At 70.5% G+C, this 17,642-nt stretch carries 17 protein-coding genes and 2 pseudogenes; 12 read left to right on the top strand and 7 right to left on the bottom strand.

What is annotated here, in order from left to right; genetic code table 11:
- Positions 1-74: 74 nt before the first annotated feature.
- Both A4R44_RS16105 and A4R44_RS16100 read right to left on the bottom strand, forming a co-directional pair.
- Positions 75-1,520: an aldehyde dehydrogenase family protein gene (locus A4R44_RS16105; RefSeq protein WP_067580789.1), complete on the bottom strand. Its 1,446-nt coding sequence runs from the start codon at positions 1,518-1,520 to the stop codon at positions 75-77.
- A gap of 124 nt (positions 1,521-1,644) precedes the next feature.
- Positions 1,645-3,255 carry a thiamine pyrophosphate-binding protein gene (locus A4R44_RS16100; RefSeq protein ID WP_067580787.1) on the bottom strand — a complete coding sequence of 537 codons (1,611 nt, stop codon included), beginning with the start codon at positions 3,253-3,255 and terminating at the stop codon, positions 1,645-1,647.
- A 106-nt stretch (positions 3,256-3,361) separates the two neighbouring features.
- On the opposite strand from A4R44_RS16100, the gene A4R44_RS16095 reads away from it, so the two are divergent.
- Positions 3,362-4,270 carry an SAM-dependent methyltransferase gene (locus A4R44_RS16095; protein ID WP_067580785.1) on the top strand — a complete coding sequence of 303 codons (909 nt, stop codon included), beginning with the start codon at positions 3,362-3,364 and terminating at the stop codon, positions 4,268-4,270.
- A 155-nt stretch (positions 4,271-4,425) separates the two neighbouring features.
- Here the strand turns inward: A4R44_RS16095 and A4R44_RS16090 are convergent, their stop codons facing one another.
- Positions 4,426-4,824 carry a VOC family protein gene (locus tag A4R44_RS16090; protein ID WP_067580782.1) on the bottom strand — a complete coding sequence of 133 codons (399 nt, stop codon included), beginning with the start codon at positions 4,822-4,824 and terminating at the stop codon, positions 4,426-4,428.
- Positions 4,825-4,908: 84 nt separating this feature from the next.
- On the opposite strand from A4R44_RS16090, the gene A4R44_RS16085 reads away from it, so the two are divergent.
- Positions 4,909-5,907: a YafY family protein gene (locus A4R44_RS16085; protein WP_067580780.1), complete on the top strand. Its 999-nt coding sequence runs from the start codon at positions 4,909-4,911 to the stop codon at positions 5,905-5,907.
- Here A4R44_RS16085 and A4R44_RS16080 read toward each other — a convergent pair.
- Positions 5,850-6,269 (bottom strand): MarR family winged helix-turn-helix transcriptional regulator, encoded by a 420-nt coding sequence (locus A4R44_RS16080; RefSeq protein ID WP_067580778.1) that lies wholly within the window; start codon positions 6,267-6,269, stop codon positions 5,850-5,852. The genes A4R44_RS16085 and A4R44_RS16080 overlap by 58 nt on opposite strands.
- A gap of 67 nt (positions 6,270-6,336) precedes the next feature.
- Here A4R44_RS16080 and A4R44_RS16075 point away from each other — a divergent pair, with 67 nt between their 5' ends.
- The 3 genes from A4R44_RS16075 (at position 6,337) to A4R44_RS16065 (ending at position 8,731) form a co-directional block, all read left to right on the top strand.
- Positions 6,337-7,098 carry an alpha/beta fold hydrolase gene (locus A4R44_RS16075; RefSeq protein WP_067580775.1) on the top strand — a complete coding sequence of 254 codons (762 nt, stop codon included), beginning with the start codon at positions 6,337-6,339 and terminating at the stop codon, positions 7,096-7,098.
- Positions 7,099-7,145: 47 nt separating this feature from the next.
- Positions 7,146-7,685, top strand: coding sequence for a cysteine hydrolase family protein (locus A4R44_RS16070; RefSeq protein ID WP_067580773.1), 540 nt, complete (start codon positions 7,146-7,148; stop codon positions 7,683-7,685).
- A 137-nt stretch (positions 7,686-7,822) separates the two neighbouring features.
- Complete coding sequence (locus A4R44_RS16065; protein WP_067580771.1) at positions 7,823-8,731, top strand: SAM-dependent methyltransferase; 909 nt, start codon at positions 7,823-7,825, stop codon at positions 8,729-8,731.
- 96 nt (positions 8,732-8,827) lie between these two features.
- On the opposite strand, the gene A4R44_RS16060 is transcribed toward A4R44_RS16065, so the two are convergent.
- Both A4R44_RS16060 and A4R44_RS16055 read right to left on the bottom strand, forming a co-directional pair.
- Positions 8,828-10,354 (bottom strand): MFS transporter, encoded by a 1,527-nt coding sequence (locus A4R44_RS16060; RefSeq protein ID WP_067580769.1) that lies wholly within the window; start codon positions 10,352-10,354, stop codon positions 8,828-8,830.
- Positions 10,355-10,455: 101 nt separating this feature from the next.
- Positions 10,456-11,085 carry a TetR/AcrR family transcriptional regulator gene (locus A4R44_RS16055; RefSeq protein ID WP_067580766.1) on the bottom strand — a complete coding sequence of 210 codons (630 nt, stop codon included), beginning with the start codon at positions 11,083-11,085 and terminating at the stop codon, positions 10,456-10,458.
- Between the two features lie 93 nt (positions 11,086-11,178).
- On the opposite strand from A4R44_RS16055, the gene A4R44_RS16050 reads away from it, so the two are divergent.
- The 6 genes and pseudogenes from A4R44_RS16050 (at position 11,179) to A4R44_RS16030 (ending at position 15,336) form a co-directional block, all read left to right on the top strand.
- The gene (locus A4R44_RS16050; RefSeq protein WP_067580764.1) at positions 11,179-11,808 is read left to right on the top strand and encodes a DUF5701 family protein; all 630 of its coding nucleotides are present in this window, start codon (positions 11,179-11,181) and stop codon (positions 11,806-11,808) included.
- A gap of 223 nt (positions 11,809-12,031) precedes the next feature.
- A pseudogene (locus tag A4R44_RS16045) lies at positions 12,032-12,641 on the top strand (CatB-related O-acetyltransferase).
- 18 nt (positions 12,642-12,659) lie between these two features.
- A complete protein-coding gene (locus A4R44_RS45690) occupies positions 12,660-13,121 on the top strand; it encodes a hypothetical protein (RefSeq protein WP_157904883.1) in 462 nt (153 codons plus the stop codon).
- A 15-nt stretch (positions 13,122-13,136) separates the two neighbouring features.
- On the top strand, positions 13,137-13,331 hold the full coding sequence (locus A4R44_RS45685) for a hypothetical protein (protein ID WP_093572873.1): 195 nt from the start codon (positions 13,137-13,139) through the stop codon (positions 13,329-13,331).
- A 289-nt stretch (positions 13,332-13,620) separates the two neighbouring features.
- Complete coding sequence (locus A4R44_RS16035; protein WP_067580762.1) at positions 13,621-15,051, top strand: aminotransferase class V-fold PLP-dependent enzyme; 1,431 nt, start codon at positions 13,621-13,623, stop codon at positions 15,049-15,051.
- 24 nt (positions 15,052-15,075) lie between these two features.
- A complete protein-coding gene (locus tag A4R44_RS16030) occupies positions 15,076-15,336 on the top strand; it encodes a VOC family protein (RefSeq protein ID WP_232791627.1) in 261 nt (86 codons plus the stop codon).
- 88 nt (positions 15,337-15,424) lie between these two features.
- Here A4R44_RS16030 and A4R44_RS16025 read toward each other — a convergent pair whose 3' ends face one another.
- Positions 15,425-16,762 (bottom strand): aminotransferase class I/II-fold pyridoxal phosphate-dependent enzyme, encoded by a 1,338-nt coding sequence (locus tag A4R44_RS16025; protein WP_067580759.1) that lies wholly within the window; start codon positions 16,760-16,762, stop codon positions 15,425-15,427.
- A 78-nt stretch (positions 16,763-16,840) separates the two neighbouring features.
- Between A4R44_RS16025 and A4R44_RS52355 the strand changes: the two are divergent.
- Positions 16,841-17,642 (top strand): annotated as a pseudogene (locus A4R44_RS52355) (MerR family transcriptional regulator); the annotation flags it as partial.

The following is a 17,642-nucleotide window of genomic DNA, read 5'->3' as shown; positions in this document are numbered from 1 at the left end:
CGGGAATCTCCGCCGAGGGCGTCCGACACCGTGTAGGAAAGTCCGACGCGGTGTCGGAACCGCGCACGACCGGATCACCGGATCGTCGGGACCGTCACCCATTGCCAGCAGGTGAACTCGTCCAGATTCCAGTGCCCGCCGTGCCGTCCGCCGTTGCCGGACGCGCCGAGGCCGCCCATCGGGATGTGCGCGGCGTCGTAGATGGTCTGGCCGTTGAGAGCGACCATCCCGGCCCGCAACCGGGAAGCGAACCCGAGAGCGCGCGCGACGTCGCGGCTGTGGATCGCGGCGGACAGGCCGTATTCGGTCGCGTTGGCGAGTTCGAGTGCTTCTTCTTCGGTCGAGAACCGGGTTACCGGAGCGACCGGGCCGAAGATCTCGCTCCGGAAAGCCGCGTTGTCCGCTGTTACGCCGTCGAGCACGGTCGGCTGGTAGAACGCGCCGTCGTGCGTGGCCCCGTGCACGACCCGCGCGCCGTCGGCGACCGCGGCTTCGACGATGCCGTGCACCCGCTCGGCCTGCGCGGTCGTGATCAGCGGGCCGAGCGTCGTCCCGGGTGCCTTCGGATCGCCGAGCCGCAGTTTCTCCGCCGCCGCTTTGAGCCGCGCGACGTATTCGCCGGCGATGCTTTCGTGCACGAGATGCCGTCCGGTCGCCATGCAGATCTGGCCTTGGTGCCGGAAAGTTCCGCCGGCGCCACCGGCGGCGGCGCGGTCGAGATCCGCGTCTGCCAGTACGATGAACGCGTTGTTGCCGCCGAGTTCGAGCACCACCCGTTTGAGCAGGCCGCCCGCGATTTCGCCGACCCGGCGGCCCGCGGCGGACGAGCCGGTGAACGAGATCGCGTTCGTGTGCGGCGAACGCACCACAGCCTCACCGGTCGCCGCACCGCCGGGCAGTACGTGCAGCACGCCTTCGGGCAGACCGGCTTGTCCGAAGATGTGCGCGAGCACCGCGCCGCCGGAGAACGCGGTCTTCACGTCCGGCTTGACCAGCACCGCGTTGCCCAGCGCGAGCGCCGGGGCGACCGAACGCATGGCGAGCATCAACGGTGCGTTCCAGGGCGCGATCACCCCGACGACGCCGACCGGGATCCGCCGGGCCAACCCCAGCGTCGCCGGGTCTTCGACCGGGAGCAGATCGCCCTGCGACATCGTGACCAGCCCGGCCGCGGCGATCAGTTCGTCGATCGCCTTGTCGACCTCGTGCTTCGCTTTTGCCGGCAGCGAACCGCTTTCGCGCACGAGCACGTCCTCGACGTCGGCGCGGATGTCGCGCAACGCGTCCGCGGCCCGGGTGAGGACGCCGGCCCGCTCGCGGTACGACGCACGGCTCCACTCGGCCTGCGCTTGCGCGGCACGTGCCCCGGCCCGCTCGACATCGTGCTGATCGGCGAGGCCGGCCAGGCCGACTTTCCCGCCGTCGCCCGGCGAGACAACCGGTTGTGTGCCGCCCCCTCCGGCACGCCAGCCGCCAGAGCAGATCCGCCCGTCTGCCTCGCTGAGATCCCACCGGGCCATGTGCGTCGCCTGCCAATCCTGGTGCGGGTGCGGAGATCTCCGCGATGCTAGGCCGGCGCGAGCCCTCGCTTCATCGCCCCGGCGACGCAAATCCCGCGCCCGCGACTGGACACGGTGTCGGAAACTACTGCCACAGCTGGTCGTTCACCCGGACCTCGATCAACCGGGGCCCGTCCTCCGGCCCCGGGTCCTCGGCGAGCGCGGCCCGCAAACCGGCGACTCCGTCGACCGTCACCGCCTTGATGCCGAACGCCGTCGCCAGCGCGGCGATCTCCACGCCGCTGATGTCGGTGAGCGGATACTCCCCTCGCTCGCCTCCGCTTTTCCGCATCCCGGCGACCACGGCTTGGTACTTCCCGTTGTTCACCACGAGATAGGTCACCGGCAGCCGGTAGCGCGCCACGGTCCAGAACGCGGGCACGCCGAACTGGACCACGCCGTCGCCGACCACCGCGAGCACGCGCTCGCGTCGCGCCATGGCCACACCGGCCGCGGCGCCCATTCCCCAGCCCAGCGAGCCGCTCGCGGTCGCGAATAACGAATCCGCCCGCGTGCGCTGGAGAAACCGCAGCAACGGCAACGTCGAAGTCACCGCGTCGAGGACCAGCAGCCGTTCCCCGCCAATGACGTCGGCGAGAGTGCGCATCGCCACCGCAGCACTGAATTCCCCGTCCAACGGCACTTCCGCCGCCCAACGAGCGTGCCGGTCCGCGCTGTTCTTGAGCACCCGGGCAGGCCATTCGCCCCGCGAAGGCGCGCGGACTCCTTCGGCCACTCCGCGCAGCGCCGCCACGGTATCGCCGACCACCGCGCCGGCTGGGACATACCGACGGCCAGGCTCGGCCGCGTCTTCCGAGAGATGCAGGATCGGGACGCCGGACGGCAGCGCCGCTACCTCGGCCGAGAACTCCAGCGGGGTCGGCATGCCCGCCAGCACCAGCAGGTCCGCTTCCGCCAGCATCGGCGCGCGCGGCTCGAACAATCCGGCGTACAGCGGATGATCCGTGCGGAAGGACCATCGTTCGAGGTCGCGCCGGGACTCCACGAACACCGGCGCGCCGAGCCGCTCAGCCAACCGCGCCAAGTCCGTCTCGGCCCCGCGCCGGGCGACGTCCGACCCCGCGACGAGCACCGGCCGTCGCGCCGCATCGAGCAATGCGCTCGCGTGCCGGACCGCCTCCGCGGCCGGGCCCTGCCGCGCGCCCCAGCGGACCGGAGGCGCCACACCGGGTTCGGCGGCCAGATGGTCTTGCGGGATCGTCAGAATCGCCGGTTGCTCCGGGATCACCGTGGTATGCCACAGCGTCCGGCTGACATCCTCCAGCAGGTCCTCGGCGCGGAGGTTCTGCCAGGCATGACCCACGTACGGCGCGGCCGTTTCGAGCAAACGCGGCGAAGTCGTCAACGCGCGGTGCGGGAGCGTCGCCGTTCCCTTGATCCCCGCGAGAATCGCGACGCTGCTGCGCGCGACCTGAGCCGCGTACAGATGCGCCAAGCCGTTCGCGACCCCGACGTTCGTGTGCAGGTAGGCGACCCCGATCCGGCCGGAGGCACGCGCGTAGCCGTCGGCCATCGACACCGAGATCGCCTCGTGGGTGGTCAGCACGAACTCGGGTCCGCCTCGCCGGGCGGCAAGCGCGTCGAGCACTGGTATCTCGCTGGTGCCGGGGCAGCAGAAAACGTGCTCGATTCCCCACTGCGCCAAGGTTTCCAGCAACCGCGCGGCAGCCGTCATGCCCAGCACGCTACGCAGCGCGCCGGGCCGGGCGCTCCGACGCGGCGCCGGAAGAAACGGGGCGGACTGTGCGACACGGTGTCGGGATCGGATTAGGTTCCGGCCAATGACTTCTTCCCGGCACGACGGAGACACCTGGGACCTGGCCTCCAGCGTCGGAGCGACCGCGACGATGGCCGCGGCGGCGCGGGCGATCGCCACCCGCGAGGACAGCACGCTGTTCTCCGACCGGTTCGCCGAACCGCTCGTCCGGGCAGTCGGCGTCGACCTGCTCGCCAAACTGGCGTCCGGCGAGACCGGGTCAGGCACGCTGGTCGGGCGGATCTGGATCGACGCGGCCAAGATCCGCGGCAAGTTCTACGACGAATTCTTCCTCGACGCGTCCGCCGCGGGCATCGCACAGGCGGTGCTCCTGGCGTCCGGACTGGACTCCCGTTCCTACCGGCTGCCCTGGCCGGACGGAACCGTCGTGTACGAGATCGACCAGGAACCGGTGGTCGAGTTCAAGGCCCGCACGCTGGCCGGTCTTGGCGCCGAGCCCACCGTCGACCGGCGACCGGTCGCCGTCGACCTGCGCGACGACTGGCCTGCCGCCCTGCGCGCCGCCGGTTTCGACCCGGCCCAGCCGACCGCGTGGAGCGCCGAAGGCCTGCTCGGATACCTGCCGCCCGAAGCGCAAGATCGCTTGCTGGACACCATCACCGAACTCAGCGCGCCGGGAAGCCGGGTCGCCACCGAAAACCGGCCCAACCCGCGTCCCGGCGACGAGGACAAGACGAAGGAACGCCTCGACCGCATCTCCGAACAATGGCGGGGCGAGGGTTTCCACACCGACATGACGCGGCTGCGCTACTTCGGCGAGCGCAACGAGGCGGCTCCGTACCTGAGCGGGCTCGGCTGGACGGTGCGGGGAAGCACGGTCCGGGAGCTGCTCGCGGCCAACGGGCTGCCGCCGCTTCAGGACGACGATCTGCGCATGGGCGACCTTCGGTACATCCGCGGCGTCCTGGCCTAACTCCTCGACGTGTCGTGAGGGGAACCCTCATTGACTCCGATTCCCGCAGGGTTCCCCTCACGACACTCCGCCCAGCGGAACCGGTCCAGCAGAAGCGCACGTGTCATGCGGCGATCCTGGCCGATCGGCGGGCGGTCCGGCGAGGTGTTTCCCCGTCACCGGGCGAGCCGGGCGCGGGCCTCCTCGGTCTGCGGCGCGAACAGGTTGACCAGGTTGCCGTCCGGGTCTCGGAACAGCAGCGAACGATTGCCCCATGGCATCGTCGCCGGCTCCTGCACGACCTCGGCGAGCAGCGGCCGGAGCCGCGCGAACTCCCGGTCGACGTCCTCGACCAGGAACTCCAGGATGACGGTCCGGTTCTCCTCCGGCACCGCCGCACCCGCGCTGAACAACGCCATCGTTTCGGCGCTGCCGATCGCCAGCGTCGCCGTCGCGCCGGCGAACTCGGCGAACTGCTCCGCCGGACGGCTCGCCACGAGACCGGTCACCTGCTCGTAAAACGACGTCAGACGGTCGACGTCACCGGTGATGATGCGGACAGAAGTCAACTGCACGGCCACATTCCTCTCTGGTTGCTCAGTGGCCACGCTAGAAGCAATAGTGGACAGGATCCGCCCGGTATTGCGAGAATTCTCCGCATGACCCGGCCGATCGCCCGCGTGCTCGCGTTGCTGGAGATCCTCCAGGGCGGCGGCACCCGGACCGTCGCCGAACTCGCCGGGCGGCTCGACGTGGACGAACGCACCGTCCGCCGGTACGTCGAGCACCTGCTCGACCTGGACATCCCGGTCCGTTCCGTGCGCGGTCGCCACGGCGGGTACCGGCTCGCCCCCGGTTACCGGATGCCGCCGCTGATGCTCACCGACGAGGAGGCGCTCGCAGTCCTGCTCGGGCTGGTCGCGGGACGCCGCGCCGGACTGGTCACCACGTCGGTCGCGGCCGCGGAAAGCGCGGTCGCGAAGGTCCGCCGGGTGCTGCCCGAGGCGCTCGGCCGCCGGCTCGACGCCTTGCTGGAGGTTGCCGACTTCACCACGCCCGCCCGTCCCTCGCTCACCGCGGAGGCAGAGGTGCTCCTCGCGGTCGCCGAGGCGGCCCGCGACCAGCGACCGGTCAAACTCGCCTACACCGCGGCTCACGGCCGAAGCAGCGAACGCGTCGTCGAGCCGTACGGTGTCGTGGCGCATTCCGGCCGCTGGTATCTCACCGGCTTCGACTCAAGCGCCGGTCAGGTGCGCACATTCCGCGTCGACCGGATCGAGCGGGCCGAACCGCAGGACGGAACCTTCAGCGCGCCAACGGGTTTCGACCCCGCCCGCCAAGTGCTGACCGGCATCGCCGAAGCACCGCACCGGCACGAGGTCGCGGTGCGGATCCAGGCGACCGCGGAAGAAATCCGCGCGGTGTTCCCGCCGTCCATCGCCGTACTGGAAGCCGACGGCCCGTGGGTCCGCGCGCGAATCCGGGCCGAGCACCTCGACTGGATCCCGCCGCGGCTCGCCGCACTCGACCGGCCGTTCGTCATCGAGCGGCCGGACGCGCTCCTCGACCGGATGCGCGCCCTCGCCGCCCGGCTGACCGGTTACGCCGGATCCTCCTCCAGCGCGACCTCCAGCAACGCACCGAGCTCGTTGAGCTGAGCCGCCGAAAGCCGGCTGAACGACGCCTTCACCACGACGTCCGCGAGTTCCTGCCCCGCCGCTCGCAGCTCCGCGCCCTTCTCCGTGAGCCGGTGCCGCACCGCCCGGCCCGGCCCGGGCACCCGCTCGATCAGGCCGCGGTCGACCATGCGCGCGGCCAGCGTGCCGAAGGACTGGTCGGTCTGGAAGGTCAGCACAGCGAGGTCGTGCAGCGAGGCATCCGGGTGATTGCCCAAGTGCCGCAAGGTGTCCCACTGCACGAGCGACAGCCCGAGCGGCTGCAGCGCCTGGCTCAGCGCGCGGTGATGGCGGTGCTGCAGGCGCTTGACGGCCAGGGCGACGTCGGCGTGGCGGTACCTCATGGCCGGGGAGCCTACCCGGCCGCGGAACAGGTTGCTTATATCAGCTTACTTATATAAGGTTCCTGATATGACTTCCTCCCCGACGCTCCGGCTCCCCTCGGCCGGACCGGCCGAGATCACCGTCCAAGACCACGACCGCACCCGGACGTTCCTGCTGCTGCACGGCGGAGGCGGCGTCGCGACCATGGCCGGTTTCGCCGACCTGCTGGCTGAACGCACCCGCTCGCGAGTCCTGCTGCCCACCCACCCCGGCTTCAACGGAACGCCGAAAGCCGCCGGGCTCACCGACGTCACCGCACTGGCCAAGGCGTACATCGCACTGCTGGACCATCTCGACGTCTCGGACGTCACCGTGGTCGGCAACTCCTTCGGCGGCTGGCTGGCCGCGGAAATCGCCCTGCTGCACAGCCCGCGCGTCAGCCGCGCCGTGGTCGTCGACGGCATCGGCATCGAGGTCGCCGGGCATCCGCTGGCCGACGTCCGCGGCAAAACCGTCGCCGAAATCCAGCAGTTCTCGTTCCACGACCCGGCGAAGGCCCCCGTCCCGCCCGCCGGCCGCACCGGCCCGAGCCCGGATGTCGTCGCACTGGTGGGGTACACCGGCCCGGCGATGACCGACCCGACACTGGCCGAACGACTGGGCAAAGCGGACATTCCGATCCACGTCCTGTGGGGCGAGAGCGACCGCATCGCCGACCCGCGCTACGGCGAGGCCTACGCCGCCGCGATCCCGGGCGCGACATTCACCGTGCTTCCCCGTACCGGACATTTGCCGCAGGTCGAAACCCCGGAGGAACTGCTCGGCGCGGTGCTCGCCTTCGACACCTGATCGCCTGCGGGTTAACTAGCGGCTACTGCGCACAAGGGGGAAATCTCATGACCACCGCACTGATCGTCGGCGACATCCAGCGGGGCATCACCGACGGCTATCCATTCGCCCGCCAGGTCGTGCCGCCGCTCACCGAACTGCTGCCCCGCGCCCGCGAAACCGGCACGCTCGTCGTATTCGTGCGTTTCGCCATGCGGGACAACGGAACCGACCTTCCCGGCGGCGCGCTGTACCGCTCTTTCTTCGACGCCGGAGACGCTTTCCACGAAGGTTCGCCGGGCACCGAACTGACCTTGCCGGTCGCCGAAGAGGATGTCGTCGTCCTGAAGCGCCGGGCGAGCGCGTTCGCCGGAACGGATCTCGACCTGGTGCTGCGTGCCCGGGGCATCCGCCACGTCGCGGTCGCCGGGGTGGCGACCAGCGCGATGGTCACCGCGACGTGCTACGACGCGGCGGACCGCGGCTACCAGGTGACCGTGCTGCGCGACGGATGCGCCGACAGCGACCAGGCCGTCAACGACGTCCTGCTCGACAAGGTGTTCCCCAGCCGCGGATTCACGGTCATGTCGTGTGCCGAGTGGACCTGAGTGCGAACTCGCCGCTGGTCAGCGGACTGCGAGAGCCGCGCCCGGCATCGGGACGACACCGGTTTCGCGGCTTCCCCGAAGTCCGCTACTCTCGGTGCGGCATCTATCACCGTGTCAATACGCGGGAGGTACGCGTCGTGACCGACGCAGTCAACGCACCGCCGGGGGTCAACCCGAACGAGTCGAGCGTCGCTCGCGTCTACGACTATCTGCTGGGCGGGAAAGACAATTACGAGATCGACCGCAGGGTCGCCGAGGAAGTCTCCCGGGTAATGCCGGACATCGCGGAAACCGCGCGGGTCAACCGGCACCTGCTGACCCGGATCTGCCGGTTCCTCGCCTACCACGCGGGCGTCCGCCAGTACATCGACTGCGGTTCCGGCATGCCCACCGCGGAGAACGTGCACCAGATCGTCCAGCGCGCGGATCCGGCCGCGAAGGTCGTCTACGTCGACTACGATCCGGTAGTCGCCAGCCACGGACGCGCGCTGCTCGACGAGAACGAGTTCACCGAGTACATCCAGGCGGATTTCTTCGACCCGCCCAGCATTCTCGACCACCCGACGGTCGACGAGCACCTCGACTGGAACCAGCCGATCGCGGTGCTGTTCCTGCTCGCCCTGCACCACCAGACCGGCGACCGCGAGCTCCNCCAGCCGATCGCGGTGCTGTTCCTGCTCGCCCTGCACCACCAGACCGGCGACCGCGAGCTTGCGGGGAAGGTGACGAAGGAGTTCATCGACCGGCTCCCGTCCGGATCGTACGTCGCGATCTCGCACCTGCTCGACGCCCACGACGGCTCCGAGGACGCCGAAACGGTGCAGAGCATCATCGAATCGGTCCACAACGGATCGATGAAGGACATCTCCTCCCGCACCCGCGCCGAGATCAAGGACCTGTTCCACGGCTTGGAGCTGATTCCGAGCGGGCCGAACAGGCCGGCCGAGGTCGTGCCGGTGATCGAATGGTGGCCGGACGGCCCGCTGCTGGACGAGCCGACGATCGCGCAGCGGATCGTGGCGGTCGGGGTCGCGCGGAAACCCTGATTCACGACGGCGGGCCGGTGCTCCGGCCGGGCTGAACGCTCGGCTGGAACACCGGCCCGCCGTCGTGTCCCGGGGAAACCCTGACCGCACACCAGGTCAGGACGCGACCGGCACCGGTTCCGCCGTCTTCGCCGCCGCCGGGGCACGCCGCAGCGCGACCATCCCTGCCACCGCGAACACCACCACGATCGCCGCACCGATCCCGGCGACCGTGTGCAGTCCCGAGCTGAACGCGTCCCGCGCCGTGGCCAGCAACTGCTCGCCAGTCGCGCCGGGCAGCGTCGCCGCCGCCTCCATCGCACCGGCCATGCTGTCGGTCGCCTGGGCGGCGGCCGCCGCGGGCACGGGGGACGGGACCGCGATCCGGTCGCGGTACACCGCCGTCGCGACGCTGCCGAACACCGCGATCCCCATGGCGATCCCGAATTCCGCGCTGGTCTCCGACATCGCCGAAGCCGCGCCGGCCCGCCGCGGCGGGACCGAGCCGACCACCATTTCGGTGCACAGCACGCCCTGCGGCCCCATGCCGAAGCTGGCGATCGACATGCCCAGCACCACGAAAGCCACGCCGCCGGACGCGCCGGCGAGCGTGAACAACAGGATTCCGCCCGCCGCGACCAGCATGCCGAAGCCCAGCACGAATTCCGGCCGGATCCGGCGCGCCAGCCGCGGCGCGATCATCGAGCCGGCGACGACCGCGAGCGCCTGCGGGACCAGCAGCAGCCCCGCGCCGGCCGCGCTCAGTCCGGCGACCATCTGCAGATACTGGCTGACCAGCATGAACACCCCGCCCATGGTGACCGCGCCGACCAGCGTGATCGCCACCGCCGCGCTGAACGCGCGCACCCGGAACAGCCGCAGATCGAGCAGCGGATGCTCGAGCCGCCGCTGCCGCCGGACGAATACCGCGCCGATCGCGAGCCCCGCGGCGAGCACGAGGATTTCGGTCAGGGACAAGCCGTTCTTGGCGATTTCCTTGAGCGCGTAGATGACCGGCAGGATCGCGGCGAGCGAGAGGGCGACGCTGGCGAGGTCGAGGCGTCCGGCGTCGGCGTCGCGGTATTCGGGCAGCAGTTTCGGCGCGGTCGCGAACAGCAGGACCATCACCGGCACGCCCATCAGGAACACCGAACCCCAGCGGAAATGCTCCAGCAGGAACCCGCCCGCGACCGGGCCGGCCACCATGCCGCCCATGAAACAGCTCATCCACACCGCGAGCGCGGTGCCGCGCTGCTTGGGATGATGGAACATGGTGCTGATCAGCGCGAGCGTCGAGGGCATGAGCGTCGCCCCGGCGATCCCGAGCACCGCCCGCGCGGCGATCAGCATCTCCGGACTGGTCGAGAACGCCGCCGCGACCGACGCGAGCCCGAACGCGCCGCCGCCGATCATCAGCAGCTTGCGCCTGCCGATCCGGTCGCCGAGGGTGCCCATCGTGACGAGGAACCCGGCGATCATGAAGCCGTAGATGTCGATGATCCACAGCAATTGCGTGGCTGAGGGCCGCAGATCCGCGGCGAGGTGCGGAACCGCGAGGTGCAGCACGCTCATGTCCAGCGACAACAGCACGGTCGGCAGGGCCAGCACCGCCAGGCCCAGCCATTCGCGTCGTCCGGCACTCATTTCTGTCTCCTCTGTGCTGTCGTTCCGGTCGTCTCACTCAAGCGACGATCGGGGTGCGCTCGGATCGACAGCACGGGGAAATTTCTCCGGACGGACCTCAGTTATGCCACCGCGTAGCCCCCAAGGGAAGGTTCCAGCAGGTCGAACGCCCGCGCCGCCTCCGCCGCGACCGTCTCCGCGACCTCGTCGACGGGCCGTCCGGCCAGCGTCAGCTCCTCGATCCGCTGGAACAGGCTGTGGTGCACCGCCCCCAGCACCGCGGCCGCCGTCCGGACGGTGATGTCCGATCGGGGGCTGCCCACCGCGTCCGCCAGTGCCTGCGCCAACGCCCGTTCCCGCTGTTCGTGCAGACCGCGCAGGCACGCGGACAACGTGGGGCTCTCGGCGATCATCCGGCTGAACTCCAGCCCGGCGAACCCGGCGACCGGGTCCTTCGCCGCGACCGCCGCCTCGAACGCCCGCCGCAACGCCGCGAGCGCCGACTCCCCCGGTTCGCGCGACGACACCGCGGCCGCCAGGGTCGCGACGAACTCGTCCTGATGGTCGAGGGCCAGGTCCTCCTTGCGGGCGAAGTAGTTGGTGACCGTCTTCTTCGCGACCCGCGCGGCCGCCGCGACCTCGGCGATCGTCGTCTCCTCGAAGCCCTGTTCCAGGAACAGCCGCGTCGCGTGGCCGGAGATCAGCCGGCGCGTCTCCTGCTTCTTGGCTTCCCGCAGGCCCACATCCCTCAAAAACTTACCTCCGACGTAAATTTACCTTGACACCCGTCTATAACCTCGGCATACTTTTACTACCGAGGTAAATATAACCCGAAGGAGAACCATTTGTCGATCGCTGCCCTTCCGTCGCTCGCGGACCAGGCGGAGCGCCTCATCACGCTGGAAGTGCCCGAGATCGCCCAGCTTTCCGCCGATGACCTGCGTGCTTTCGCCGCCGAGCACAGTGCCGCGGACGGCGCGCTGCTGGCGGTCCACCCGGACCGGGCACCCGCGTCGGCGCTCCCGCCGCTGCTCCGCCGTGAAGGAAAGGCCGGGTTCGTCGTCACCGACATGCCCGACGTCGACCAGTTCGCACCGCGCGACGTCGACCTGCCCGGCGCGCCGCTGTACCTCGTCACCGGAATCGACCGCGGCGACGAGATGGCGAACTGGAGCCCCGAGGAAGCCCTGCCCGCGATCACCAAGGCCGGGCGCAGTCCGCTGCTGCTCACCGAGGGGATTCACTGGGTGCTGCAGCAGCCGTCGGCACTCGAACGCAATCATTGCTTCATGACCATCGGCTCCCGGCTGCGCAAGGAGAACGGCAAGTTCGACGCCCGCACGCCGGCGCTGTGGATCAGCAACGGCACCGGCCGCGACGGCAGCGAGCGCCGCAACGCCCCCAAGGTCGGGTGGTGCTGGTGGGGCAACCGGCACACCTGGCTGGGTTTCGGGTCCGCCGCCGCCCGCCGCTGAGCCTGTCACCCCGCAGCCAACACCACAGCACCCCGCCACCCGCCGCCGAGCCCGTCACCCCGCCACGCCAACGCCACAGCACCCCGTCACCCCGCAGCCAACACCACAGCACCCCGCCACCCGCCGATGCCAAGGAAGCGACCGGCACCCTGCCGGGAACCGCCGCCGAACCCGACACCGCGAGGAGAGCGCCCATTTCCCCGGCCCGAACGTCCTGCACCCGATGCCCGGACAGCCGCGAGTGGTGCTGCTGAAACCACTGGTCACCTCGCCGCTGATCGACGTCGGCGAGTTCTCCTATTACGACGACCCGGACGAGCCGACCGCCTTCGAGACCCGCACCGTGCTGTACCACTACGGGCCGGAGAAGCTCGTGATCGGCAAGTACTGCGCGCTCGGCGAGGGCGTGCGGTTCATCATGAACGGCGCGAACCACCGGATGGACGGGCCGTCGACGGTCCCGTTCCCGATCATGGGCGGCGACTGGGCCGGGCACTTCGACGTCATCACCGGCCTGCCCGGCCGCGGCGACACGGTGCTGGGCAACGACGTCTGGCTCGGCTACCGGACGATGGTCATGCCGGGGGGTCCGCATCGGGCACGGCGCGATCGTCGCGTCCGGGGCGGTCGTGGTCGACGACGTGCCGGACTACGGCATCGCCGGCGGCGATCCGGCCAAGCTGATCCGCCGCCGCTACCGCGACGAGGATGTCGAGCGGCTGCTGGCGATCGCGTGGTGGGACTGGCCGCTGGACCACCTCACGAAGCGCGTCCGCACGGTCATGGCCGGCAGCGTCGACGACCTGGCGAAGGCCGCCGCCGAACTCGCGTAGCTCGGTAACGTGGCAGGCGTGCCGAGTGAGACACCCGAGGAAGCCCGCCGAAGCACCGCGCTGTTCCTGTCCACAGTGGACCGAGCCGAACCCGGGCTGCTGACCGGTTTCTACCTGGTCGGCTCGGTCTGCTTCGGCGACTTCCACGCCCGCGGCGCCGGGCGCGGACGGCTGAGCACGGCCAGCGACATCGATTTCGTCGCGGTCGCCGAGCGGCGTCCGGGTCCGGGTGGGATATCCGCGCTGGCGCAGGCTCATGCCACCACCGTCGCCCGGTTTCCGAAGCCGCGTTTCGACGGCTCCGTGCTCACCTGGGCCGACCTCGCCGCCGGGCCCGACGACTGTCCGGACGTTCCGTGCGCGCAGGAAAGCCGGTTCGCCGCGGCGGGCCGGGACGGCCTCAACCCGGTGACGTTCTGCGAACTCGCCACCCGCGGGATCGCGGTGCGCGGCCCGGAACCGTCCGATGTGGACGTTTAGGCGGATCAGGATGCCTTGCGCGCGTTCACTGTCGACAACCTGAGCAGCTACTGGCGGCCGTGGTGGGAGAAGAACCGGCGCACCGGGGCGCTGTCGCTCGCGCTCGGGATGAGCCCGTTGTTCCCGGTGTGGGCGGTGCTCGGGGTAAGCCGCCTGCACCATCTGGTGGCGACCGGGGAACTGACGTCCAAATGCGGTGCGGGGCGATAATGCGGCACGGGAATTCGACGCGCGATGGCAGCGCATCGTCGCGGAGAGCTTGAGTTTGCGCACCGGAGGCGCGGAAGGGCGTCGCAGCTACCGAAATCCCTTGGCGCGGCGGCGCGACACCCTCGCGTTCCTGGACGCCACGATCGACGACGCGCTCGCTCTGGCCTAGCGCACGAATCGGGCCAGGACTGGCCGGAATTGCTTTCTTGCGGCCCCGCTCGGACCCACCTAGCCTCGCCTCAACCTAGCACAAAACAAGTTATGTACTAGCACAATCTGGGAGTAGCTGATGGCGGACGGGCAGGACCGCGGCGGGGTCGCGACGGACGCGGAATCGGCGGCAAAGCTGCTGCACGGTGTAGTGGATCAGCTGGTCGAGGGGTGGCGCACGCGGCCGGAACGCCCGGCGAGCCCGGCGACCGCTGACGCGGCGGAGATCCGCGCCTGGCTCGGGAGGTATCCGCTGGAGAAGCCGGAAGACCTGGCCCAGGCCGTCCCGGAGGTGCTCGCCGCGCTCGATCGCTGGACCGTGCACACCGACCACCCGGGGTATTTCGGGCTGTTCAACCCGGCCGCGACCTGGGCTGGCGTCGCCGGAGACCTCATCACCGCGGCGGTGAACCCGCAGCTCGCCGCGTGGAGTCACGCACCGTTCGCGGTCGAGGCGGAACAGCGGTGCATCGATCTGTTTTCCGGACGGCTCGGCCTGCCGGCCAGCGCGGGCGGTCACTTCACCAGCGGCGGCGCGGAGGCCAACGCGACCGCGGTGCTGACCGCGCTCACCCGCGCGTTTCCCGAGTACAGCACCGGCGGCCTGCGCGCCCTCGACGCCGCGCCGGTGTTCTACGCCGGTGCGGATTCCCACCTGGCCTGGCTGAAAATCGCCCACGCGACCGGGCTCGGCCGCGACGCGTGCCGTCTGGTGCCTTCCGAGGCGAGCGGCCGGATGGACGTCGCCGCGCTCGAAGCCTTGCTCGCCGAAGACCGGCGGGACGGCAAAGCGCCGTTTCTCGTCGTCGCCACGGCCGGGACCACCGGGGCGGGAATGATCGACCCGTTGCCGCGCATCGCCCATCTCGCGCACGAAGCCGGGCTGCGGTTCCATGTGGACGCCGCCTGGGGCGGAGCCGTCTGCCTGTCGGATCGGCTGCGCGGCGTCCTGACCGGGATCGAACGCGCGGACACGATCACCGTCGACGCGCACAAATGGCTGTCGGTGCCGATGGGCGCGGGAATGTTCTTCACCCGCGACCGGGCCGAGCTGAGTTCGTCGTTCACCGTGTCGACCTCGTACATGCCGGGCCGGGTGGACGACACCGCCGATCCGTACACGACGAGCGCTCAGTGGTCGCGGCGGTTCACCGGGCTGAAGCTGTGGCTGAGCTTGCTGGCGTACGGGATTTCCGGTTACCGCGACCAGATCGAGCACGACGCGGCGCTCGGGCAGGTTTTGCGGGACCAGCTCACTGGCGCGGGTTGGCTCGCCCTCAACGACACGCCGCTGCCGATCGTGTGCGCGACGCGTGCGGACGCACCGGCCGATCCGGCGGAATCCTGGCGGTGGCACAGCGATCTCGCGGATCGGGTCAACGCCACCGGCTCCGCGTGGGTGAGCCCGGTCCGCGTCGCGGGACGGCCGGCGGTGCGGATGTGCGTGATCAGCTGGCGTACGCGAACCGAGGACATCGCGCGGCTGCGAGAGCTTCTGGACCGGGTCTGAGCGCGATGTGGCGCCTGGCCGCGGGTGAAGTACCAGGTCGTCGCCTTTGCCGCGGCGGATCCCGCCGCGGAGAGCGCGTTCTGGGCCAGCATGCTCGGCGGCCAGCTGGAGGCGAGCAGCGATTGGCATCTGGTCACCGTGGACGGCGCGCCGCAGCTCGCCCCCGCCCACGTCCCGCCGGAGTGGCCGGACGGGCCGGCCTGGCAGCAGGTGCACCCCGACCTGGGGTCGAGGACTTCGCCGAAGCCCGCCACCAGGTCATGGCGCTCGGTGCCACCGGGCTGAAGCAGGCCGAAGGAAACCCGTCCGGGGACGACTTCCCGGCCGGACACCCCTTCTGTCTGTGCTGGCTGGTCGCCGGGCAAGCGAGCGCTCAGGCCGGGTAGCCGCGCCCGTCGCCCTGCAGAATCGAGTGCAGCGTCGCCGCGAAGTCCTCCGCTTCCGCAGGTGACAGGTTCGCGAAGGTCACCCGCAGGCCCGGCGGAACGTTGGTCCGGAACGCCTCCCCGGTCCGCACTGCCCAGCCTCGCGCGAGGAGCGCCTGCGCCACCGCGCCCTCGGCAGGCGTCGGGATCCAGCCGTTGAAACCGGACCGGCCGGACAGCGCGATTCCCCGTCGTCCCAACGCATCCGCGAGGACGCGCCGCCGTTCGCGGTAAGTCTCGCGGGCCGTGGCGAGCAGCTTGGGCGTCGCCGGGTCGAGGAGAAGGGTCACGGCCAGCTCCTGGAGAAGACGGCTTGCCCAGCCCGCCCCGACCTGCTGTCGCCGGAGCACCCGGTCCACGGTGAGCTGGTCGCCGCTCACGACGCTCAGCCGCAGGTCCGGGCCGAGATACTTGGTCACCGACCGGATCACCGCCCAGTGCCGGAACTCCCCCTTCCCGCCCACGGTTTCCGGTTCCGTGCCAGCGACGGCGGCAGCGTGGTCGTCCTCGATCAGCAGGACGTTTTCGCGGTGCTGGAACGCTTTCCGCAGTTCGGCAGCACGCTGCGGGCTGAGCGCGGCACCGGTCGGGTTCTGCGCTCGCGGCGTGAGAACACACGCCGCCGGACGCTGTTCGAGCGCGCGTCGCAGGAGGTCGGCGCGCAGGCCGTCGTCGTCGACCGGCACCGCGACCGGGCGCAGTCCCAGCGCGGACACGAGGTCCAAGACGCCGCCGAAGGCCGGGTCCTCGACGATCACCGCATCACCGGGCCACAGGTGCGCTTGCAGCACCCGCTCGATGGCGTCCATCGCGCCGCCAGCGACCGCGAGGTGCTCGGCAGCGAGACCGTCGCGTTCGAAATCGACCCGGAACCAGTCCAGGAGCGCCGGCAGAGCGCCAGATTCGCCGTAGAGCCACTGCCTTCCGGACAGCTTGGCGAGCGCGGGCCGCAACTGCGGGAGCAGCGCGGGGTCGGGGTTGCCGTCGGCAAGGTCCCGCACGCCCGGCCCGACCGGTGCGCCGAGCGCCCGGTTCGTCGGCGCGGTTCGTTCCAGCACACGAGTCCCCGCGCGGCCAGCGGCCGCGACCAGACCGCGGTTGCGCAGTGTCCGGTAGGCGGCGTTGACGGTCGCCGGGCTCACCGCGAGCCGCGCGGCGAGTTCGCGCACGGTGGGCAGCCGCGCGCCGGCCGCGAGCCGTCCGGCGGAGATGGCTCCCTCGACCGACAGCGCGATCTCGGCGGCCGTCCCACCGGACAGCGCCGCCTCCTCGATCGGGTCACTCATTCGTCTGTACTAGCACAATCCCGTGGGCACAGTGGCGCGGGTTGACCTTCAAGCCGCTTGAAGCCTGATGATGGGCAAGTGCCCGACCTGCTGACCATCGGAGCGTTCGCCCGCCGCTGCGGCCTCACCGCCAGCGCGCTGCGCTTCTACGCCGATTCCGGCCTCGTGCGACCGATCCGGGTCGACGAGGAATCCGGCTACCGCTATTACTCCCCCGGCCAGATCTCGGCCGCCCTGCTCGTCCGGCAGTTGCGAGAGATCGGCCTGCCACTGGAACGGGTCAGCGCGGCCCTGGCCGCCGGCCCAGCCGAAGCTTCGCGGATCGTCGATGACCACGTCGCCGGGTTGGTATCTCAGGTACAGCGGGCCCGGGAAACCGCTGCGGCGGTGAAGGCCGCACTAGGCTCCGCGGCACCGGCACCGCCGGTCCGGCTCACCGGCCCGGTCTTCACCGCCGCCGCCGAGCAGGTGCTGACCGCGACGACGCAGGACCTCCCCGTGCTGAATGGCGTGCACCTGGAGGTCTCCCCTGAGGCGATCGTGCTCACCGCCACCGACCGGTACCGCCTCTCGACCCGCACGCTGGTCCCAGCCGAACCAAGCTCGTCCACCTGGACCGCGACCGTAGACGCCGACGACCTGCGGCTAGCAATGTCGTGGACGCGCCGTCAGCACGAACTGCACCTGAGCCTCCGCGCCGACGAGATCTGCTTCCAAGGCGACGCCGTACGAACCTGCCGCACGCTGACCGACGACTTCCCCGACTACCGCCTGATGCTCACGTCTCTGCCGGAAGTCCTTACGCGGGCGGTGATCTCGCGCAACGCGCTCGTGGCATGCCTGGAGCGCCAATCCACCCCGCAGATCCAGCTGAACCTCT

The sequence above is a fragment of the Amycolatopsis sp. M39 genome, from assembly GCF_001651785.1.
Taxonomy (GTDB): Bacteria; Actinomycetota; Actinomycetes; order Mycobacteriales; family Pseudonocardiaceae; genus Amycolatopsis; species Amycolatopsis rubida.
The sequence above is the reverse complement of the archived record's forward strand: the minus strand, read 5'-3'. Positions and strand labels throughout refer to the sequence as shown.

Excerpts from the sequence above, each read along its gene's own strand:
- A4R44_RS16025 (WP_067580759.1), bottom strand. The coding sequence starts at position 16,762 with ATGAGTGACCCGATCGAGGAGGCGGCGCTGTCCGGTGGGACGGCCGCC.
- A4R44_RS16100 (WP_067580787.1), bottom strand. The coding sequence starts at position 3,255 with ATGACGGCTGCCGCGCGGTTGCTGGAAACCTTGGCGCAGTGGGGAATC.
- A4R44_RS16105 (WP_067580789.1), bottom strand. The coding sequence starts at position 1,520 with ATGGCCCGGTGGGATCTCAGCGAGGCAGACGGGCGGATCTGCTCTGGC.
- A4R44_RS16075 (WP_067580775.1), top strand. The coding sequence starts at position 6,337 with ATGACTTCCTCCCCGACGCTCCGGCTCCCCTCGGCCGGACCGGCCGAG.
- A4R44_RS16085 (WP_067580780.1), top strand. The coding sequence starts at position 4,909 with ATGACCCGGCCGATCGCCCGCGTGCTCGCGTTGCTGGAGATCCTCCAG.
- A4R44_RS16095 (WP_067580785.1), top strand. The coding sequence starts at position 3,362 with ATGACTTCTTCCCGGCACGACGGAGACACCTGGGACCTGGCCTCCAGC.
- A4R44_RS16080 (WP_067580778.1), bottom strand. The coding sequence starts at position 6,269 with ATGAGGTACCGCCACGCCGACGTCGCCCTGGCCGTCAAGCGCCTGCAG.
- A4R44_RS16070 (WP_067580773.1), top strand. The coding sequence starts at position 7,146 with ATGACCACCGCACTGATCGTCGGCGACATCCAGCGGGGCATCACCGAC.
- A4R44_RS16060 (WP_067580769.1), bottom strand. The coding sequence starts at position 10,354 with ATGAGTGCCGGACGACGCGAATGGCTGGGCCTGGCGGTGCTGGCCCTG.
- A4R44_RS16035 (WP_067580762.1), top strand. The coding sequence starts at position 13,621 with ATGGCGGACGGGCAGGACCGCGGCGGGGTCGCGACGGACGCGGAATCG.